The organism is Methanomethylovorans sp. (genome assembly GCF_041305605.1).
GTDB lineage: Archaea > Halobacteriota > Methanosarcinia > Methanosarcinales > Methanosarcinaceae > Methanomethylovorans.
Map to the genome: position 1 here is coordinate 1 of NZ_JBFYLB010000040.1, position 18,244 is coordinate 18,244.

22 protein-coding genes are annotated in these 18,244 nt (G+C 42.6%); 5 read left to right on the top strand and 17 right to left on the bottom strand.

Features of this window, described 5'->3' with window-relative positions:
* Positions 1–191: 191 nt before the first annotated feature.
* The gene (locus ACCM36_RS02675) at positions 192–773 is read right to left on the bottom strand and encodes a DUF2119 domain-containing protein (protein ID WP_370572180.1); all 582 of its coding nucleotides are present in this window, start codon (positions 771–773) and stop codon (positions 192–194) included.
* Positions 770–1,453: an SAM-dependent methyltransferase gene (locus ACCM36_RS02680; RefSeq protein ID WP_370572181.1), complete on the bottom strand. Its 684-nt coding sequence runs from the start codon at positions 1,451–1,453 to the stop codon at positions 770–772. The genes ACCM36_RS02675 and ACCM36_RS02680 overlap by 4 nt, the downstream gene beginning before the upstream one ends.
* Positions 1,454–1,565: 112 nt before the next feature.
* Here ACCM36_RS02680 and ACCM36_RS02685 point away from each other — a divergent pair, with 112 nt between their 5' ends.
* Both ACCM36_RS02685 and ACCM36_RS02690 read left to right on the top strand, forming a co-directional pair.
* On the top strand, positions 1,566–2,480 hold the full coding sequence (locus tag ACCM36_RS02685; protein ID WP_370572182.1) for a bile acid:sodium symporter family protein: 915 nt from the start codon (positions 1,566–1,568) through the stop codon (positions 2,478–2,480).
* A gap of 39 nt (positions 2,481–2,519) precedes the next feature.
* Entirely contained in the window at positions 2,520–3,212 is a 693-nt protein-coding gene (locus ACCM36_RS02690; RefSeq protein WP_370572183.1) for an HAD family hydrolase, read from the top strand.
* On the opposite strand, the gene ACCM36_RS02695 is transcribed toward ACCM36_RS02690, so the two are convergent.
* The 8 genes from ACCM36_RS02695 to ACCM36_RS02730 all read right to left on the bottom strand — a co-directional run bounded on the left by ACCM36_RS02695 (position 3,194) and on the right by ACCM36_RS02730 (position 9,223).
* Positions 3,194–4,288: an NADH:flavin oxidoreductase gene (locus ACCM36_RS02695; RefSeq protein WP_370572184.1), complete on the bottom strand. Its 1,095-nt coding sequence runs from the start codon at positions 4,286–4,288 to the stop codon at positions 3,194–3,196. The genes ACCM36_RS02690 and ACCM36_RS02695 overlap by 19 nt on opposite strands.
* A 77-nt stretch (positions 4,289–4,365) precedes the next feature.
* A complete protein-coding gene (locus tag ACCM36_RS02700) occupies positions 4,366–5,070 on the bottom strand; it encodes a cytochrome c biogenesis protein (RefSeq protein WP_370572185.1) in 705 nt (234 codons plus the stop codon).
* Positions 5,071–5,150: 80 nt separating this feature from the next.
* Positions 5,151–5,825 (bottom strand): heme exporter protein CcmB, encoded by a 675-nt coding sequence (locus ACCM36_RS02705; protein WP_370572186.1) that lies wholly within the window; start codon positions 5,823–5,825, stop codon positions 5,151–5,153.
* A complete protein-coding gene (locus tag ACCM36_RS02710) occupies positions 5,822–6,541 on the bottom strand; it encodes an ABC transporter ATP-binding protein (protein WP_370572187.1) in 720 nt (239 codons plus the stop codon). The genes ACCM36_RS02705 and ACCM36_RS02710 overlap by 4 nt, the downstream gene beginning before the upstream one ends.
* Positions 6,542–6,626: 85 nt before the next feature.
* On the bottom strand, positions 6,627–7,286 hold the full coding sequence (locus tag ACCM36_RS02715) for a molybdopterin-dependent oxidoreductase (protein WP_370572188.1): 660 nt from the start codon (positions 7,284–7,286) through the stop codon (positions 6,627–6,629).
* Between the two features lie 24 nt (positions 7,287–7,310).
* On the bottom strand, positions 7,311–7,610 hold the full coding sequence (locus ACCM36_RS02720; protein ID WP_370572189.1) for a winged helix-turn-helix domain-containing protein: 300 nt from the start codon (positions 7,608–7,610) through the stop codon (positions 7,311–7,313).
* Between the two features lie 71 nt (positions 7,611–7,681).
* The gene (locus ACCM36_RS02725; RefSeq protein WP_370572190.1) at positions 7,682–8,059 is read right to left on the bottom strand and encodes a hypothetical protein; all 378 of its coding nucleotides are present in this window, start codon (positions 8,057–8,059) and stop codon (positions 7,682–7,684) included.
* Between the two features lie 108 nt (positions 8,060–8,167).
* Positions 8,168–9,223 carry a metal-dependent hydrolase gene (locus ACCM36_RS02730; RefSeq protein WP_370572191.1) on the bottom strand — a complete coding sequence of 352 codons (1,056 nt, stop codon included), beginning with the start codon at positions 9,221–9,223 and terminating at the stop codon, positions 8,168–8,170.
* A gap of 214 nt (positions 9,224–9,437) precedes the next feature.
* Here ACCM36_RS02730 and ACCM36_RS02735 point away from each other — a divergent pair, with 214 nt between their 5' ends.
* Complete coding sequence (locus ACCM36_RS02735) at positions 9,438–11,054, top strand: PAS domain S-box protein (protein ID WP_370572192.1); 1,617 nt, start codon at positions 9,438–9,440, stop codon at positions 11,052–11,054.
* Here ACCM36_RS02735 and ACCM36_RS02740 read toward each other — a convergent pair.
* From ACCM36_RS02740 to ACCM36_RS02765, 6 genes are all read right to left on the bottom strand, one after another.
* Positions 11,025–11,453 (bottom strand): hypothetical protein, encoded by a 429-nt coding sequence (locus tag ACCM36_RS02740; RefSeq protein ID WP_370572194.1) that lies wholly within the window; start codon positions 11,451–11,453, stop codon positions 11,025–11,027. The two genes, ACCM36_RS02735 and ACCM36_RS02740, sit on opposite strands and share 30 nt — an antisense overlap.
* Positions 11,454–11,481: 28 nt before the next feature.
* Entirely contained in the window at positions 11,482–11,886 is a 405-nt protein-coding gene (locus ACCM36_RS02745) for a molybdopterin dinucleotide binding domain-containing protein (RefSeq protein ID WP_370572195.1), read from the bottom strand.
* Positions 11,886–13,130 (bottom strand): formylmethanofuran dehydrogenase subunit B, encoded by a 1,245-nt coding sequence (locus ACCM36_RS02750; protein WP_370572202.1) that lies wholly within the window; start codon positions 13,128–13,130, stop codon positions 11,886–11,888. The genes ACCM36_RS02745 and ACCM36_RS02750 overlap by 1 nt, the downstream gene beginning before the upstream one ends.
* A 22-nt stretch (positions 13,131–13,152) precedes the next feature.
* The gene (locus tag ACCM36_RS02755) at positions 13,153–13,611 is read right to left on the bottom strand and encodes a (Fe-S)-binding protein (RefSeq protein WP_370572196.1); all 459 of its coding nucleotides are present in this window, start codon (positions 13,609–13,611) and stop codon (positions 13,153–13,155) included.
* Between the two features lie 25 nt (positions 13,612–13,636).
* Positions 13,637–13,930 carry a ferredoxin-thioredoxin reductase catalytic domain-containing protein gene (locus tag ACCM36_RS02760; RefSeq protein WP_370572197.1) on the bottom strand — a complete coding sequence of 98 codons (294 nt, stop codon included), beginning with the start codon at positions 13,928–13,930 and terminating at the stop codon, positions 13,637–13,639.
* Between the two features lie 443 nt (positions 13,931–14,373).
* Entirely contained in the window at positions 14,374–15,225 is an 852-nt protein-coding gene (locus ACCM36_RS02765; RefSeq protein WP_370572198.1) for a hypothetical protein, read from the bottom strand.
* A 295-nt stretch (positions 15,226–15,520) separates the two neighbouring features.
* On the opposite strand from ACCM36_RS02765, the gene ACCM36_RS02770 reads away from it, so the two are divergent.
* The gene (locus tag ACCM36_RS02770) at positions 15,521–15,661 is read left to right on the top strand and encodes a hypothetical protein (protein WP_370572199.1); all 141 of its coding nucleotides are present in this window, start codon (positions 15,521–15,523) and stop codon (positions 15,659–15,661) included.
* Between the two features lie 670 nt (positions 15,662–16,331).
* Here the strand turns inward: ACCM36_RS02770 and ACCM36_RS02775 are convergent.
* The gene (locus ACCM36_RS02775) at positions 16,332–17,078 is read right to left on the bottom strand and encodes an endonuclease NucS domain-containing protein (RefSeq protein WP_370572200.1); all 747 of its coding nucleotides are present in this window, start codon (positions 17,076–17,078) and stop codon (positions 16,332–16,334) included.
* A 101-nt stretch (positions 17,079–17,179) separates the two neighbouring features.
* Here ACCM36_RS02775 and ACCM36_RS02780 point away from each other — a divergent pair.
* Positions 17,180–18,244, top strand: a 1,065-nt coding sequence (locus tag ACCM36_RS02780) for a tyrosine-type recombinase/integrase (protein WP_370572201.1), incomplete at its 3' end; no start/stop codon positions are given.

Genomic DNA, 18,244 nt, shown 5'->3' on the forward strand with positions numbered 1-18,244 from the left:
TCCGCGTCAAAACACAGGCCATCAAGTCCGCATCAGAAGTAGCTGCCATGATATTGCGCATTGATGATATGCTTAAGGCCCAGGAAAAGGATATGCAGGATGTGAATCCTGCGCACAACGTCCACAATTACAACATGGGCTGAACTGAATAGCTAAGATAACACTATAATGAAATGGTTTGTAAGCAGGACTTACAAACCATAAAAATTTCTATAATCCTCTATTACTTTAGTGGTCTGAGCAGGATACCTTGTTTTCAGTTGCTCAATAAAGTGATCTCTGGATAAGCATTCTTTCATTTTTCTTGCTATTTTGAATCCATACTCCTTCGATAGAGGGTTATCTTTCTGGATCTCAAAAGAAAGGCATAGTACTTCCACGGGAAAGTATTCTCTTCTGATCACCGGGGACACCGAACCCAGTAGTACATCATTATCAAGCTGACTATATGCAGGCACCCCTGCTGTGTGGATACGTTCCGTACCTGTCAGCAGCTTTTGGTTCTGCTTAGAATAGGAATGGAACTCGATGTATATACCGGGCCTTAGTTCTTCCACAGCCTTTAATATTGGTTTGCCGAGTGTCCTGTAGTAATGCCCTTGCAGAGTGGATACATATTTTTCTTTACACACAACAGGTATAATTGCCAGGGACCCCACCGCCGGTGGTTCCAGTTGCTCCAGTATATCGGATGTGTCCATCCATTCGTTCCCATGCAGACCACCCACAAAAAGTCTTATGGGATCACCCTCGCCCAGCAATCTATATGTCATCCGGACACCTCATCTCTCATTTCAGCAACCTTGCGGGCGATCACGTAGATCTCCTGCTTCTGCGGTTCTATCACCTGAATAACTTCGACCCCAAAACCCTCTATTGTTGATAGTATGGGTTCCCTGTTCTCACGTTTTTGCATCTTTATGACTTGCAGCAACTTTCCTCCTTCCTTGAGTAAGGGGAGTGCCCTTTTAAGTGCCAGAAGAGAATCATTTGGCTCCAAAGTCATGTCACTGAGTATAACATCCACTTGCTCAGATGACATTTCCCGCAGAGGAAGCGTAAAAACATCTCCGAACCTTACACTTACGTTCTTATGCTCATAAGTGATCCTGCCAAGCTCCTTATGAAAGTCTTTGCTAAATTCGATACCTCGTACTTTTCCTGCTATCTGTGAAGCATACAGTAGAAATCCTCCTGCACTTGAACCCAGATCAAGGATGCTATCACCTTCACAGATAATACCGGAAGTTTCCTGAATAAGTTTTAGCTTGAAATATCCTTTTGGCATATCAAGCCCTTCACCTACTTCGATAAGTAGATCGGTACTGACATCCTTGGCAGGCTTGGTTACAACATTTCCTCCGACTCTTACATTCCCGCGGATAATAGCATCCTTTGCACGTGCCCTGGAGCTGAAATAACCCATATCCACAAGATAGGTATCAAGTCTCATGGAACAAGTATTAACGGACCAAGGAATATAAAATCATGTGATACCAAAAATACAGGATATGTTTTTAACACCTGCATGCATTAATATATTCAAAGCTTAATGGAATAGTGGTATGCTGCAAAGGTTCACTTCTTTATTCCCCATCTGGGCCATCGTCCTCTCTGGTATTGCACTGTTGTACCCAGGGATCTTCCTGCCATACAAAGATGCTATTCCTTTCCTGCTGGGTCTTGTGATGTTCGGAATGGGTATGACACTTGCCCTTGAAGATTTCCTGCTTGTTTTCAAAAGACCTAAAGCAGTCGTTATTGGAACTGTGCTTCAGTATGCATTGATGCCACTGATAGGATTTGTCATTGCAAGAACCCTTTCTCTTTCCCCTGAGCTCACAGCAGGTGTGGTGCTGCTGGGTTGTTGTCCGGGAGGTACGGCTTCAAATGTGATATGTTATCTTGCAAAGGGCGATGTCGCACTTTCTATTGTCCTTACATCTGTTTCTACATTGATCTCCTTTATTATGACCCCCCTGCTCACATGGTTATATATAGGCCAGACGATCGATGTAGACATGCACGGCATGCTGGTCAGCATCCTGCAGATAGTTATAGTGCCTGTTGCTTTGGGGATCGGTATAAATACCGTTTTTGCTTCCCGTATAGATACTGTACGACATTCCTTCCCTGCAATTTCAGTGCTTACAATCGTATTCATAATAGCTATTATCATGGCCCTGAACAGGGAAACTGTTATTTCTGCAGGGATCTTGATAGTAGTTGCAGTCATACTTCACAACCTGCTTGGGCTTGCCAGCGGTTATGGTCTTTCCAGGCTTATGGGTCTCAATGAAATGGAGGCCAGGACCATTGGCATAGAAGTGGGGATGCAGAACTCTGGCCTGAGCGTTGCCCTTGCCATTAAGCATTTCACAGCGGTTGCTGCACTTCCGGGTGCTCTTTTCAGCATATGGCACAATATCTCCGGCTCTTTCGTAGCGTCCTATTGGGCAGAAAGAAACATATCTGAATGATGCCTTCATCTGTCCTGACATCATATTAGGGGAATGACATTGTTAAAAACATTGATATTTGATATGGACGGCGTACTTGTAGATTCCATGCCATACCACGTTCAAGCGATGCAACACATCTTTGACCGGATGGGCGTGCACATGGACCAACAGGTGATCTATGAAAGGGAAGGGGAAAAGACCATCGACATTGTGCGCCTGCTACTTGAAAAAGCAGGTATTAATGACGGCACGTTCGATCTTAGGAAAATAGTTGAGAAATATATTGAAGAATTCAATTTAATCGTTGAGTTACGTACCTTTGAAAGCATGCCCGAATGCCTGGAAGTTCTCAGGTACAGATATAAGCTTGCAGTGGTTTCCGGTGCTGACAGCCCAATTGTACATAGTGTTCTGAAAAACCTGTATCCGGGGATGTTCAGCGTGGTGGTCACTGGCGATGATATTGTTCATGGTAAGCCAGCTCCGGACCCTTATCTAAAGGCCGTGGAGATACTGGCCATACAAAAAGACGAATGCATCGTCATCGAAAATGCTCCTGTAGGCGTACAGGCTGCAAAGGCTGCAGGCCTGTGCTGCGTGGCAGTTCCCACATACCTGAACCCTGAAGAGCTTCATCAGGCAGATCTTGTTGTCATGGATCACGATCTTCTTATTGATTTTCTGCTCAACCTGCGGACGGGCACTCCGCAAGCCTGCATTAAAGAGGGAGCTCACTTAGTGAAATCGTAATTGCATTTGACTCCGTTTTCATCAGAACACAGGTTACAAGAGACACATTTCGCAGTTCCTGTCTCTCCTTTTCTCAGTCTGGACACCAGATCAGGTTCAGCTATCAATGGTCTGCACAAAGAGATCATATCAGCATAACCCTCTTTAAGCAGCATTTCCATTACTTGCTTCGATCTGATACCACCTACAAGGATCACAGGCACATCAATTCGTTCTTTAATCATTTTCGCATAGTCCCTGTAATAGGCTTCTTTTTCCGGTGAATCGATATTTGTTCTGAAAAGCTCGTCACCAGCTTCTGCAATGCCTCCGCTGACCTCTATGGCACATACACCATTGTCTGCAAGGATCTTTGCTATCTCTACGCTTTCCGGGGCATCAAGCGTATGCTTGTGTGACCCGGGTTTAAAACCATCGGTAACATTCAGCTTAACAAGGATCGGATAATCGTGGCCTATCAGCTCCCTGGTACGCAAGATAATGTCGAGGATCACCTGTGTCCTCTTTTCAGTGGAACCACCCCATCTGTCCTTACGCCTGTTGGTGTATGGAGATATGAAATTGCTGAGCAAAAAACCGTGTGCACAATGCAACTGGACACCATCGAATCCCGCCTCCTTTGCACGCCTGACAGCCTGCGCGAAATCCTCTATGGTTTCCAGTACTTCTTTTTCGGTCATCTCCTCAGGTGTCATACCTTTTGTAGTTTCAATTACCGCAGAAGGGGCCAGCATATATGGATTATCGGCAGTGATCATTGTCTGCCGTCCTCCATGCACTATTTGCAGGACTATCTTACTATCATGTTCATGCACCCTTGCAACGATCTCCTTATAGGGTCCAATGAGCCTGTCTTCATAGATACCCTGTTGCTGATGATCACTTTTACCCTTCGGGTTAACATAGGAATATCCGGTTATGATAAGTCCTACTTCGTTACGGGCAAGTTCCTCGTACAAATCTCCGATGCGTGCGGTAGGAGTGCCATCGGGTTGCGCCATCCATTCATGTGTCGCAGACCGGACAAAACGGTTACTAATTTTAATACCGGCTATATTTATGGGTTCGAATAACATGGACAATTGTTTCTTCCGGCAACTTATAACTCTTTCTTTTTTAAAGATATTTTTATTTATCCAAAAAAATAGAAACTTCAGCGACGTGATGCCCTTAGAACCCGGATCTCTTCTTTCAGTGTTTCCGTATTTGATTTGTAAATGAACAGTGTTATTAATAAAGCAATGAATGCCAGAAGATTAACCATCAGTGTAAGCTGCAGGGCAGATCCCTCCAGTCCTCCTCCTGTGCTGCCGTACATTGCCTCTCCGAACATCAAAGGGTGTACAGAACGCCACAAGCGAATAGAGAGAAAACTCAGGGGCACGGAGACAAAACCCACTATTCCAAATACTGCTGCCAGCCTCGCTTTAGATTCCGGCTCCTCTATGGCCTGACGCAGCAGCAGGTATGTCACATAAACAAGGAAGAGTGCAAGAGATGTGGTAAGCCGGGGTTCCCATACCCAGTACCATCCCCAGGTGGCCCTGGCCCATATGGAGCCGGTGATAAGTACCAAAAGAGCGAATATTACTCCGATCTCTGCTGCAGACCTGGCATAGATATCCCACTTCACATCATGGAACCTAAGCTGCATGATGCTGGCAGCAAAGACAATGAAGAAGGCAAGATACGCAGTAATAGCTAGGGGCATGTGGAAATAGAATATTTTGAAGCTACTATCGAGCAGACCTCCGGAACCGGACCTCATAGCAGGCAAATAGAAAAAGACCATATACATTGCCATCATCACGAATGCAGCAGTTACAAAGGCCAATATCTTTAATTTCCTATTTTCCATGATTTAGTCCCATGTTCAATGATTGTGTCTGCGCTGTATTTGTCAATATATTTTATCTAATTTCCCGTCATCTTCCCTTTTCACCCTTCCAGTGTATGATCAAACAACAGACGTGCCAGGGTGAAAAAAACAATATCATATACAGCCATCAGGCGAAGTTCGGTGATTATCTCAACTATTCCTTCTCCTGCCAGTATTTTGCCTGTGGCCAGCACAGCAGGGATGAGCACCGGCACCAGCAGAGGAAGCAAAAGCACAGGGAGAAGGATCTCTCTTGTACGGGTATTGACCGTAAGGGAAGAGAGCAAAGTGCCGACCGCCGAAAAACCCGCCGTACCCAGCAGTATCACTATCCCCATTGTTGGGATGTCCGGGATATTGTAGTTGAACAGCACCATGAAAACAGGTACTGTAGCTATTTCCACAATAAGCATCAGGCACATGCTTGATATGGCCTTGCCGGTGTATATGGCTGCACTGTCCACAGGACAGAGCCGTAGTCCCTCCAGGCAGCCGTTCTCAGTCTCCGAGGCAAATGTCCGGGTGATGCCCAGTGTTCCGGCGAAAATGAAGGCGATCCAAAGCAATCCGGGCGCCAGGCGGTCAATGGCCGAAGAATCGCTAAGCACATCACTTAAAGATAAACTGAAGATAACCATGACCACCAGGGAGAAGACAAGCATGGAATTAAGCACCTGTTTTGTGCGTAGTTCCGTACGCAGGTCCTTTGCTGCGATGTAAAGACTGCGTATCATGCTCCTCCATCAAATATCGTAGTATAGATGTTCTTGAGTTCTTCCACAGAACCTATGTCCTTTTTTCGGATATCCAACGAGATCTTACCATCGCAGAATATGATGATCCTTTCACATATAGAAAATGCCCGATCGATGTCATGTGTGACCATCAGCACAGTGGCTTTTCTGCTGTTCTCAAGAAGCAATTTCTCAAGATCATCGGCTGACCGTATGTCCAGTCCAGTGTATGGTTCGTCCATCAGGATAATTTCGGGATCGTGGATAAGAGAACGTGCAATGGACAGACGTTGTTTCAGACCTCTGGAAAGTGTACTTACCCGGTCCATATAACGGTGTTCAAGATGCATCTGTTTAAGAAGCAGTTGTATCCTTACAGTAATTTCATCATCCGGCAGTCCGTACATCTTTCCGAAAAAACGCAGGTTTTCTTCCACTGTCAGATCACTATATAGATAACTTTCATGTGAGATGGCACCGATCATCTTGCGTATCTGTACTGCTGACCTGCTGAGCTCCAGTCCACCTATCTTCACCAAGCCGGAAGATGGTCGGACAAGTGTTTCAAGTATCTTGAGAAATGTCGTTTTACCTGCCCCGTTGGGACCCAGAATGATCACGAACTCCCCTTTTTCTATATTCAGGTCAATACCATGCAGTGCAACATATCCTGCGAACCTTTTGGTAAGTCCCCTAACGGAGATGATGCTGCCCATGGGATAGTAAATGAGAGGAGCCTTAGATTAATATTTTGCCATGAAGTACATGACCTGTGACACAACCTGAAAAGAACATGTTCGCTCAAAATACTCCATATGCGCGTTCTCCTACCATGGCTATATTGCTGTAACCCCGGGATTCCCAGAATCCCTCATAAACCTGGTCTGTCACTTCGATATGTGTGATCCATTTTGCCCATTTGTACCCATACCTGTCTTCGGCAACCAACTGCAGAGGAAAACCTCTCTCAGGAGGTAAGGTTACATTATTAAGCCTGTATGCCAGCATTATGTCATTCCCTGTCAGATAATCGAGTTCCAGGGATGTGGAATAGCCGTCAGCACAATAGAATATAACATTTTTAGCTCCGGGCTGCAATCCTGAATCATTGAAAATGCTGTTCAGGGTAACACCTGTCCATCGTGCATCGAATCCCCAGCCCTCCACACAGTTCATGCGTACGAACCTGTCCGCAGCAGGGAAAGCGAGCAATTCCTCATAGCTGAGGTTCAAAGATCTGTTCACCATCCCGGTAACCTGAAGTGTATAAGTCTCCCTGTTGATGAATTGAGGTCCTTTTATCGCATTGTTACGTTGTTCTTCGATAGGGGTGAGTTCACTGCCTTCGAAAAAAGTATCCGCTTTTTCTGATACATTTATTGCCGGAGTTTGTTGCTGTTCAACACAGCCACAAACAAGCAGAATAGCAATTACTCCGGATAGAATGATCCTGCAGGTCAAACCCCCTCCCCCTTACAGAAATATTCACCTGTGCATTTCCAGTATTTCAAGACCTTTATCAGTAAGACGGTATTTCCCACTGTCTTCCTTTACAAGCTCCTGATGCAGGAGGTAGTCTATCTGGAACTTGAAAGCTGTCTCTTGCATGCCCAGATTTTTAAGAAGCTCTTCTTTTGAAGCACCGTATATCCCAATTTCCTTGATGATCTTACGGCGCACCGGATTAGAAGCAGCTCTGTTAAGCATGTCATGTTCCATCTTTTTTGCTTCACGAGGACCGGGCTTGGCCATTATCACATCGTCAAGATCGTCTTTTTCTACCAAGAAAAAACCTCCTTGAAACGTATTTGAAGCTATCTTATTAATATGCAACGCCTGGAGAGCCTGCATGAGAATTATGCAAATATCTTTTGTGGCATTTTTCTGGATGCAGCCATATAATAGTGATCCTCTTGCCCGTTCATTTGCATTTCTGCTTTTTTCTCAATTGACATACCGTTGTCAGGTGCGAGAAATAGAAGTTTTCCATTCTCATATCTCATAGGAGAACCTATAGCCTTAAAATAATCATTCTTAAGACACTGCATAGCTGCAACAACCGTTTCCTGATCATATTTGGAATTACCCAGTTTGGCAGAAGCAGTTCCAACGAGTATACCGTTTGCGTGTAAAGCAAGATGAAGGCTCCAGGTATCGTGATCTACGAACTCATGTATTGTAATGGGTATATAAGGCATCTCCTCATTCCCGGTATTTAGATCATTAATTTTCATGTAAACATCCCACATTATTTAATTAATGAACATGCATTTAAATAAGATGTTCACATAAATGAACCTTATATCTAAAATCACTATTGATAGGAATGTTTTACTTGCCCTTTATGAATCTATAAATCTATTCAAAGTCACAGAGTGCTTTGCTTTTCTCTGGTCTTTCATGAAAGCCACATACGTGGAATTCTCTTTCTCAAAGAAGAAAATATATTCTACCTTGAAGTATGCCCAGTACTTTACATAAACTGACCGGGCATCTGAAATAGTAACGATCACAGTGGTCGAATTCTCTGTGAGATCGTATACAGGATAATCTATCTCCTGTGGCAAACCGGAATTATACAATACAGCAGCTTTGGAGATGTATCTGGAATTCTCGGCAGTTATATTCCCATAAGATTTTTTTGGAATGAAATCCGACCTATAAACGCTATTCCAGTAACTTGCCTCAAATATCTGATAATGCGTTTCATTAAAATCGTATGCACCCAGGAACTTTCCAAATGATATCGGTGCCGCATTCTGATATGAAATATCATTATCTTCTGCAGCAGATGCGTGGTCCACCAGCATGAGTTTGGTAAACGGTGCCAGAGCACACCAGATAACAAAAACCCATGTTATAGAAACGATTATGGTCCTTCTATTCTGTTGCATATATTTGTGTATCCAAGCTATTTTTGTCCATTTTCCTTTATTTCTCTGGTACTCCAGCAACAGTATGAACAGAGGTATCAGAGAGATCACAGTTACAATGGGATCAAAGAAATCAAAGGCACCCAGAGTAGAGCTTTCTTTTATAAAAGGAAAAAACGGACGCATTTTCCAGCTTGTTGCATAATCAAGGTATACGTGACTAAAGATCGCCAAAGCACATGAAATCGTAAGAAGCAGATTCTTTTTGAGTATATGAAGGATCAGTAGAGCTATTGTAATGAACAGTACCGAATGCATGAATTCCCTATGTCCCATCAAATAGAACAAATTGTTTCGCATCTCATAGCTAAGGTTTTTTTCCAGCAGCATGAATATAGCATATGGTATAAAATCAAAGTCCGGAAGCACTGAGAACAAGACCACCAGTTTACTTTCTCTTCCGCGCAATCCTAATAATAGAACTATGAGCAAACCGATTCCTGCATGGGATAGAGAAATTACCATAATTCACCATTTTGTATTCAATGTCTAAGATATTGTACCATGATCATGTGATATAAAGTGTACTTCACCGTATTTGTTCCGGACAATAAGTTTACTCTGCTAAAGCATATATACAAATAATTTTATATATAAATATAATTGGCCTTGGATATTAAAATATTCATGGTTTCTGATCAATATGCCAGATAGCGCTATAAGTCCGGAATTTCATTGTATGCCTGAAGAAACAAACAATGAGAGTTTTATGCTCAACAGAAAAATAGAAGAGTTAGCCAGGGCTTTAGAAGATACAAAAAAGATACTGCAAAATACTGAGGACTTTTATACTGAAAAACTTGAAACACTAAATGATGTTGTGTTCTCGGTGGACCTGCAAGGCAGGTTCACATACATTAATTCTGCCATTGAACATATTACCGGTTACAAGGTACAAGAAGTTCTCAACACTCCTTTTATGCAATATGTGTATCCTGATGATCTGCCAGGACTGCTTACAGAAATAAAGCTGACCCTTGAAGGCGAACATAAACCACACATGTTCAGGATACTGAAAAAAAACTGCGAAATTGTTTATGTGCATACCACTTCACGTGCTATCGTAAGGGGCAATGAGGTAGTTGGTATCAACGGTATAATGGTGGACATATTCCAGTTGAAAAAGGTAGAAAAGGACCTTAAACAGGAGAGAGACAGGGCACAGAAATACCTGGATGTTGTAAGGGTCATAATTCTTGTTATAGACAGGGACCATAATGTAAGCCTGATCAATAAAAAGGGATGCGAAATAATAGGTTACACCGAAAGTGAGATCATTGGCTATAACTGGTTCGACACATGCTTGCCTGAGAGAGAAAAAAATGATGCTAAAGCAAACTATTCGGATATATTGGGTGGGAAGAGATCTGTACCCGAATACTTTGAAAGCAGCCTGATCAAGAAGAATGGTGAAGAGAGCATCTTTGCATGGAATAATATCCTTTTAAAGGACGATGTGGGAACAGTAGAAGGTATTCTTATGTCAGGTGAGGATATAACTCACCGTAAAAAACTGGAATGTGCACTCCTTGAAGCAAAAGCACTTGCTGAGAATGCAAATCGCACAAAGAGCGAGTTCCTTGCAAATATCACCCATGAATTTCGCACTCCTCTTAATTGCATTATAGGATATTCCGATGTAATGATAGATGAACTATCTGATTCTTTGAACCAGTACCATTCGAAATACCTGAGCAATATATCCATAAGTGCTAACAAATTACTTGAACTTGTGAACTCCGTGCTGGAGATGTCAAGGATAGAAGCAGGAACTGGTACAATTAAATGCAGTGAGTTCTACGTACCAACATCTGTGCGCTGCATATGCTCAAACTTAATGGCAGTTGCTACACGAAAGAACATCTCGTTGTCTATGGAATTCGGTATGAACGTGGATCACATTTGTGCCGATAAACCGAAGTTCGAACAGATATTGTACAATCTGCTGAACAATGCTATCAAATTTACTCCAGCCGGAGGCTCTGTGAAGATCAGTGCAAACGTTCTTCACGATAATGAACTGGGTGTAAGCGTGAAGGATACAGGTATCGGGATTGATAAAGCAGATCTGCAAAAGCTTTTCAAACCTTTCTGTCAGATAGATGCCTCGCTTGAAAGAAAGTTCGGCGGTACAGGTCTTGGTCTGTTCATTGTAATGAAGTTCGTGGAGATGCATAATGGAAAAATCTGGGTGGAAAGTGAAGAGGGAAAAGGCAGCATCTTCAGCTTTTCCATACCTTTGACGCAGCCGACCCAGCCAAAAAGATCAGTACTTTCCGAAAGAACGTGCAATTAACCTATGCATTCCATGAATGCTCAATCCGTTACCAAGGTACAGCATAGGACATCTGCCTATAAGGATATTATCTCCTGAACTTGAAGCCAGTTGACGTACTTTTTCAGTATCTGTCCTCCAGTGAACCCAGATATCTTTACAACCCCTGTCCATAAGATAGTGTATGATATCAGCAGGCTCCATAGCTGTGATCCCTATTACAACTTTTTCCACTGGCAAGGACAGCGCTTTAAGGCCAGCGTTGATCTTATCCGTACCTATCCCTTTGATGTCCATTACCTGCACGGACATACCCCTTTTTTTGAGCTCGTCGATGGTTAATTTAATAGCTGGCTTTGATCTATCGGTCACTATGAGATAATTTTTCCCTTCCCAAAAGCTCTCTGCATCAGAAGTCATGCTTACTCCCCTCTTCCTTTATACAATACTAGATTAGCTCAGCAAGTGATGTAACCTTTTCCCCTTTTGATCTTGATAGCACTATCTCGATCTTCTTAAAGGCTGGTACGCCTGTGCCTCCTGTATCAGCAGCCACCAATGCATTCGCCCAGGGACCATTGACCATAAATGCTGTTCCCGGATGAGGTTGTTCAAGAACCGAACTTTCAACTTTCAATACCACCCTTCCGGAAGTATTTTTTGCAACTACCAGATCCCCTGACCTTAATCCTATTTTATTCATGTCCTCTTTATCCAGCCTGATGACAGAGGATAACTCTGCATATTGATCACTGAACCTCGAATTTTCCTGGGCAGTGTTCTGGAATATATCTCTGTGGGTAACGATTATGAACTTGAACTCCGGTTCTGAGAGGAATTGCCCAAATCCCATTATATTGCCTCCGTGATACGTGCAATGATATGTTCATCTGAGAGCTTGCTGGTGTCAATGATCTGTTTAAGTGTTACCTCCACGCCGTCCATGCGTACCGCAGTGCCTCCGCACTCTACGCCACTAAGAGCAGAAGGAATGGTCACTTTGGATCTTTTGGAGGTTAGGTTCTCGCAGGGATCAATGGTAATTAACGGGATCTTACTGAGTTTTTTTGCAATTTGTCCCGGCAGGCTTGCCAGGGGATCTGAACCGATGATCAGGGCAGCATCCACAACGTTGTTACTGATAAGCTCCACGACAGATTGTTGTGGTCCTTGCTCAATGTTCTCTCCTCCAAAATACACCCGGTTGATAAAGCCGGTTTCCCGGAAAAGAGTATGATCGAAGCCACGCATGTTGTATTGCCCCACCATGGGTATCAGATGGAATTTCGAAGTTTCATTAAGCTTGCCCATCAACATGAACAAGGGTTCCAGCGAATCCAGTGAATAGGTCATGCCAAGGCCTGCAAACACCACGCCGAACTCTGCTTTTTTCAGAATATTAGCTAATTCCAATATCCTTTTTGGGTCCATGTTGAACGATGTCTTTGGCACTTTATTGGATAAAGCACTAACAAGGGCTTCCATGAACTCGGGATCAGCTCTAAGAGGTATCTCGTAGAACTTATCCCCACAGATCACAGCGGTATCAGATCTTCTGACATCGATAATTACAGCGGTCCGGTCTTCTTCCCAGCCTCTCTGGCGCTGTTTTCCTCTGGGAAAGTAAGAATACATTGACAGGTGCCTGGGGTGAGAATGTGAAGGATCAGCTCCCCAGAAAACGATCACATCAGCCTTGTGACGCACTTCGTCAAGAGTGCAGGTCGGGAGCTTTTCATTAAGAATAGCCTCAACCAGCGGTCCCTGACAGAAAGAAGATGTATCATCAATATGTGCACCGAGTTTTTTTGCAAGCTCTATGGCTTTTCTCTGTGCCTCCAGTGTTGAATTCCCGTGCCCGAAGATAAGAGGATGCTTTGCAGCCTTCAGTACCCTGGCAGCTTCCTTTATTGCAAAGTCGAGATCTACTGCTTTTCCGTCCACTGTGCATAGCATGGGTGAAGTGCAGCCTTTCATGCGCGAAACACCTTTTCGACACGCAGTGTCAATTCTTATCATCCTGCTATCCTGTAGCTCCACTGCAATATCATCACACAGTAAGGCACAACCTGTACAAACGAATGGTCCGGTATCCAATATCATCACTCCTGCAAAGGGATCATACAAATTCTATTGCTTTTGTCGGGCATGTGTCTATGCATGCATAGCACAATGTCTTGTTAGGACCAAAACGGCGGCATTCGTGGATGTTCACCGGCCGGACTATGCCGTCCTTTATAACCAGGATCACTTTGTCATTGGTCGGAGCCCTGCCACTACCTGTTCCTTCCGGATCCGCCACCACGTTTACCGGACACGCCACTACACAGTTGCCACAGCCAATGCATTTGTCCTCGTGCACAAGAAAACCTGTTTCAGTTACATTACCCACAGGAATTATCAGTTCGTTCAGTTTTGCGTAACCTGCCCGATATTTTTCTTCCTTGAGCGGCGGGCAATCCTCTATGCTCATTTTACGTGCCAGCAGGTCTACTGCAAAGGCCATGCAAGTAGTTTTACCGCATTTTTTGCAGTTTGTTTTTGGCAACAGCTGGTAGATCTCCATTACACTGGGCATGGTCCCTGTCCTCCTTCAGGATTGCTCATTGTCCATTACCGTTGTCCTTGAAGAATAGACCACAATGGCAACTTCCATTGGTCTTGATCTCTTCTTCATGATACACACATGGACAGATAATGTTCTTATCCTCTTCCTTGTCTCCGGTAACTATCCTGCAGGGACAGTACTGACGCCCGAGTTCATTTCTGTTCTTTGTAAGACCATCGATGACTATATGCAGCATTTCTTCATCAGGATTCAGAATATACCCTTTTTTATCAGCATACCTTAAGAGCCACCCCTTAGTCTTTTCAACGATGTGTTCGTGTTTGGTCATCCATATCACCAGAATTTATCTTTTGTTATATCTTTCCGGGCCCATTTCCCTTTCTTCAGACCGCAGGTCCATTGAAAATGTGATCATTGCGGAAATCCCGGATCTCCGGGAAAGTTTGGGAACGAAGGTATGATCCAAAGGGTCCAATGCAGGATATTATGTAGAAGATACATTAAATCTGTAACGCTTTGCCATGTCAACTGGTATATGTGGATCAATACTTTTATGGAGAAATACTTAAAGCAGATTCATTATAAGAAAAGTGATCATTGATGATACGTGTTCTACCATCATGACTGAAAGGAATATAATGCCATTTGGAGAGGCAAAAACAATGAACATAAAACTCCTTCCTCACTTATTAAAAAGGTGGAGATTAAAAAGCCATCATTGACATACAAATTGTAATAATGGTGGTTCATATAGCAATTTCATAGTCCTATTTAGGTTTTATCAATTATTTTCTTTCTTTTTCTGGATTCCTGGAGTATCTTTACAGGTATACCTGCACCAGGAACAATGAAACCTGCAACCTCTCCACCTATCTCGAATAAAGCATCTTCGGTAAAGATCTCTGTCATCTTTTGCTTAAGCACTTTACCTGAATAGAATTCACCGGTAATACCATCAAATTCCAGCACATTCTGTTTATTTTTTGGGATCCAGGTATATTCGAAAGCATAGATGGGCCTAAAATAAAGGTCCAAGGTATCGATCTTTACTGTCTCATCCAATATTTCATCAGCATCTATGGGTTTTATCATTTCGCTTAACAGTTTCCTCACAATGTAGGCAGCTTTAACTTTTACCGGAACTACTATATTGTCTCCCTCGTTCAGCTCTTCGGTCTGCCCCAACTCCCGGGCAGGCATGGTGATATATCGGGAAAAATCATCTTCATTTTCACTATATGCATCAATGAATATCTCTTTTGTAGTTGATTCCAGACAGTGTTCGATACGTGAAAGCTTAATATTTCTTTGTGGATCTATTGCCTTTTCTTCACCACATACTATTACTTTCTGTACTATCGGATCGCTGATCTTAACAGTGAATTCACATTTCCGCTTATATTCAAAGTGGGTAGAACACACAGCATGCCAGAAAGGTTTGTATTGTTTTTCTGAATGGGTTATGTTGATATCTTCAGGTTTCGGTCTTGACAGAAGGTTCTTAAGCCCTCCGAATGCTGCAGTCTTTTTGTTCCAGGCCAGTTCTTTCATTTCCTCAAATGTTTTTTCACCGGTCAATACCAACATTCTTGGTTCATGAGCCACCAGATTGAAACTATCCATATTATAAGTTAGCAATATACTGAGCAATAATATTTTTGCATGGACTAAGTACATTTCTGAGGAAATTAAAGATGTCCTATATAGTTTACTTTAGAAGGCAGTTGAAACAGTTCGCCGGAGAAAGAACCGATATCTTACAAGTAAATTCGTGCATCCGTTATTTTTCTAATTTTCACTTTATGTTCAACATTACCACTAATAAATAGATGTTAAGCTGGTATTTAAGTATAATTAAATTTATATATTATAAATGCAGATAATATCATAGATTGAGTAACTATCTAAAAGGATCGTTATGTCAATCGATGGTTTACCGTATATGATTGGCAAATCGGTATTTATCCGGACGGAGGTGAAATTGATGGAACAGAAAAAGGACGCACAGAAGAAGGGAGTAAAAACCCCGGCACCTGCTAAGGAACAGAAAAGGAAGTAATTACTGAAATTTACCGAATGCTATTGATCAATTAGTATTTTCTTGATGAGGTGAAAACAATGGAACAAAAGAAGGACGCACAGAAGAAGGGAGTAAAGTCCCCGGCACCTGCAAAAGAGCAGAAAAAGAAGTAATTATAAGAATACCTGTTTTCGGGGGTATAAACCCCCACATTTACTTTTGGCTTATTTAAAATGCTTCCTGTTTTATGTACGATCTAATGTTTTGCTTAGTTAGACTGCGTTTTATAGTATTGATCTTCAGTTTAAATGTATCAGCAAAATTAATATACTTTTAATTATATAATAAGTTTCACTGAGTAACTAAACAAAAACTATAGTTCTCTCAGTATCAGGCAATTTAGCGGCTTTATGCGATGATCACAGCCTGAGAACTAGACATCCATCAGTGCTTACTAAATATGCCGCTGTAACAGGAATGGACAGAAAATATCATTCACTATCGGAGGTGAGCTAAATGGTAGTAAAGGAACAGAAGAAAGCAGGATCCAAGAAGGCTGCGACGGAAGAGTATCACACATATCCATCCAGCGGATCCCAGAAAAGAAAGTAAAGTGCGATAAAAAATAGTATTATTCACATTTCTGGGAGGAAAACTCCTTTAATTTCTTTTTTGAGGTCATGCCGGAAAGATGTGATCAATAAGGCGATCATGCGTCCGGAGTTTTCTTTTCCAGACTGAGTACATAAACCTCGATACCAGCACCAATGCAGGCGTTCAATCGGCTCTCAGCTATCCGGGCACAGACTATCCCTAATCTAACCTTTTCCCGGGGGATTTTGTGTTTCGTTGAATATGTGACAAATCTCTGTACCTGCCCTATGGCATTGTCCCTGGCTTCTATTTCGATCTCTACCAGAAGATGCTCATCCGTCTTACTTTTGAATACGGCATCTATCCTTCCGCCTTCTATCTCCACTTCAGTGTCGATGAACTCCATTCCTTCTTCTATTAGTTCGGGAAAGGTAGAGATCATTCGGGATATATCCTGCTCTGAGATCGAACTATGATCAGTGATCTCATTCATACTGCTTGCTTTTAATGCCCTGTTCAAGTGAGAGATAATATCTATCCTTTTTTTGTTTACCTCATGCGGATAGACGTTCTTTATCTGTTCGTCTTCCAGTTTTAACAGCACATATATTTTTCCGAGCTTCTTCTTACGGGAAATGATAAGAGCACCACTGCCTTTGCTAACGACACCGATCCCTTTTTTCCTGCTTACGATCCTTATATCCTCAACAAGTTTTTCTTTATCGGCATCGTTCAAAGTACCAATATCCACGCTGTCATATCTGATCCCATGCTTTTCCCTGATAGCATCAAGTAAAGTATGATAGGATCCGGCATCTTTGTCTTCTGTCTCAGTAGTTGTATAAAGCCTATATGTGATCATTCTCTAACTTCCGGTTATCAGTATGCATTTGATACTAACTATATGAGGATACGGTGAGCTAAACCACCAACTATATCATCCTCAAAAAGCCTATTCTATTTATGAAATTGAATGAATTATATGCAGAAGGGGAGCTTATAAATGATGCCCTCAAAACCTATGCCGACCTGCATGAATATAAGAAGGGAACTCGCTCCAATTTCGCCATAGCAATGTGGAAATACTGCAATCTTACAGGTCTTACTCCGGAGCAGTTGTTGTCCGAGGCCTTTGAGGATGAAGATAACCGAGTGCGTATGCCACAGCGCAAAATATACACACATCTGTCCAAATTCAAGGAATCTCTCAAAGTCATAGCACCTACCACTGCACGAGTAACATTCAACATGGTGGTTCATTGGTATCGCCAGAACTCTGTACAGGTGCCTCCCATAAACATACCAAAGGTCAAACCTCGCAAGGAAAATAGGTTTATACCTACTGCCGATGACATTAGGGAAGCCCTCAACTATGTTACTTATCGAGATAAAGCTATAATCCTGCTCCAATGTTCCAGTGGGATGGGTACTGCAGAACTGCTCGGCATAAGTAGGCAGGACTTTTTAGATGGCGTAGATTACGATACCTACATCACCACTCTTCATCCAACAAGAGCCAAGACTAATACTCCATATACCACATTTTGTAGTCCAGAAGCCACAAAAGCAGTGTTATACTGGCTTGAGCAGTGGCAGGATGAATCTTTGTTCGGTCTCAAAAAATACGGCATACTGGCGATGTACAAACGCATCAATGTTGCTATCGGTAAGGATAAATATACATTTGGAAGAATTAGGAGTCACTCGATGAGGAAATTTTTCAACACCGAAATGCTTAACGCTGGTATGCCGAGAGATTTGGTGTGGTTCTTATCCGGCAGGACAGAGAACGAGACCCAGCGAGCCTATATCGACTATAAAACCGAAGTTCTGAAGAATGCGTATATGAAGCATGTAAAGGCTGTGTCCGTCACAGAGGTCGTCAGAGACATCTCCAGTGCCAAAATTAGTGCTATGGAAGATAAAATGGCATTGATGTTGGAAAGGATAGAAATGACTGAAGCATTGAATGTGTTTCATAGGGAAGGAGTCTATGATGATGTCGGTCTCGCAGTCGATGAAATAAAG

Bases quoted from the DNA above. Each gene is read 5' to 3' on its own strand.
- ACCM36_RS02740 (WP_370572194.1), bottom strand. From the start codon at position 11,453: ATGACTTCTGATGCAGAGAGCTTTTGGGAAGGGAAAAATTATCTCATA.
- ACCM36_RS02735 (WP_370572192.1), top strand. From the start codon at position 9,438: ATGCCTGAAGAAACAAACAATGAGAGTTTTATGCTCAACAGAAAAATA.
- ACCM36_RS02745 (WP_370572195.1), bottom strand. From the start codon at position 11,886: ATGGGATTTGGGCAATTCCTCTCAGAACCGGAGTTCAAGTTCATAATC.
- ACCM36_RS02760 (WP_370572197.1), bottom strand. From the start codon at position 13,930: ATGACCAAACACGAACACATCGTTGAAAAGACTAAGGGGTGGCTCTTA.
- ACCM36_RS02705 (WP_370572186.1), bottom strand. From the start codon at position 5,825: ATGATACGCAGTCTTTACATCGCAGCAAAGGACCTGCGTACGGAACTA.
- ACCM36_RS02730 (WP_370572191.1), bottom strand. From the start codon at position 9,223: ATGGTAATTTCTCTATCCCATGCAGGAATCGGTTTGCTCATAGTTCTA.
- ACCM36_RS02755 (WP_370572196.1), bottom strand. From the start codon at position 13,611: ATGCCCAGTGTAATGGAGATCTACCAGCTGTTGCCAAAAACAAACTGC.
- ACCM36_RS02710 (WP_370572187.1), bottom strand. From the start codon at position 6,541: ATGGGCAGCATCATCTCCGTTAGGGGACTTACCAAAAGGTTCGCAGGA.
- ACCM36_RS02685 (WP_370572182.1), top strand. From the start codon at position 1,566: ATGCTGCAAAGGTTCACTTCTTTATTCCCCATCTGGGCCATCGTCCTC.
- ACCM36_RS02700 (WP_370572185.1), bottom strand. From the start codon at position 5,070: ATGGAAAATAGGAAATTAAAGATATTGGCCTTTGTAACTGCTGCATTC.
- ACCM36_RS02770 (WP_370572199.1), top strand. From the start codon at position 15,521: ATGTCAATCGATGGTTTACCGTATATGATTGGCAAATCGGTATTTATC.
- ACCM36_RS02765 (WP_370572198.1), bottom strand. From the start codon at position 15,225: ATGGATAGTTTCAATCTGGTGGCTCATGAACCAAGAATGTTGGTATTG.
- ACCM36_RS02675 (WP_370572180.1), bottom strand. From the start codon at position 773: ATGACATATAGATTGCTGGGCGAGGGTGATCCCATAAGACTTTTTGTG.
- ACCM36_RS02680 (WP_370572181.1), bottom strand. From the start codon at position 1,453: ATGAGACTTGATACCTATCTTGTGGATATGGGTTATTTCAGCTCCAGG.
- ACCM36_RS02775 (WP_370572200.1), bottom strand. From the start codon at position 17,078: ATGATCACATATAGGCTTTATACAACTACTGAGACAGAAGACAAAGAT.
- ACCM36_RS02725 (WP_370572190.1), bottom strand. From the start codon at position 8,059: ATGAAAATTAATGATCTAAATACCGGGAATGAGGAGATGCCTTATATA.
- ACCM36_RS02695 (WP_370572184.1), bottom strand. From the start codon at position 4,288: ATGTTATTCGAACCCATAAATATAGCCGGTATTAAAATTAGTAACCGT.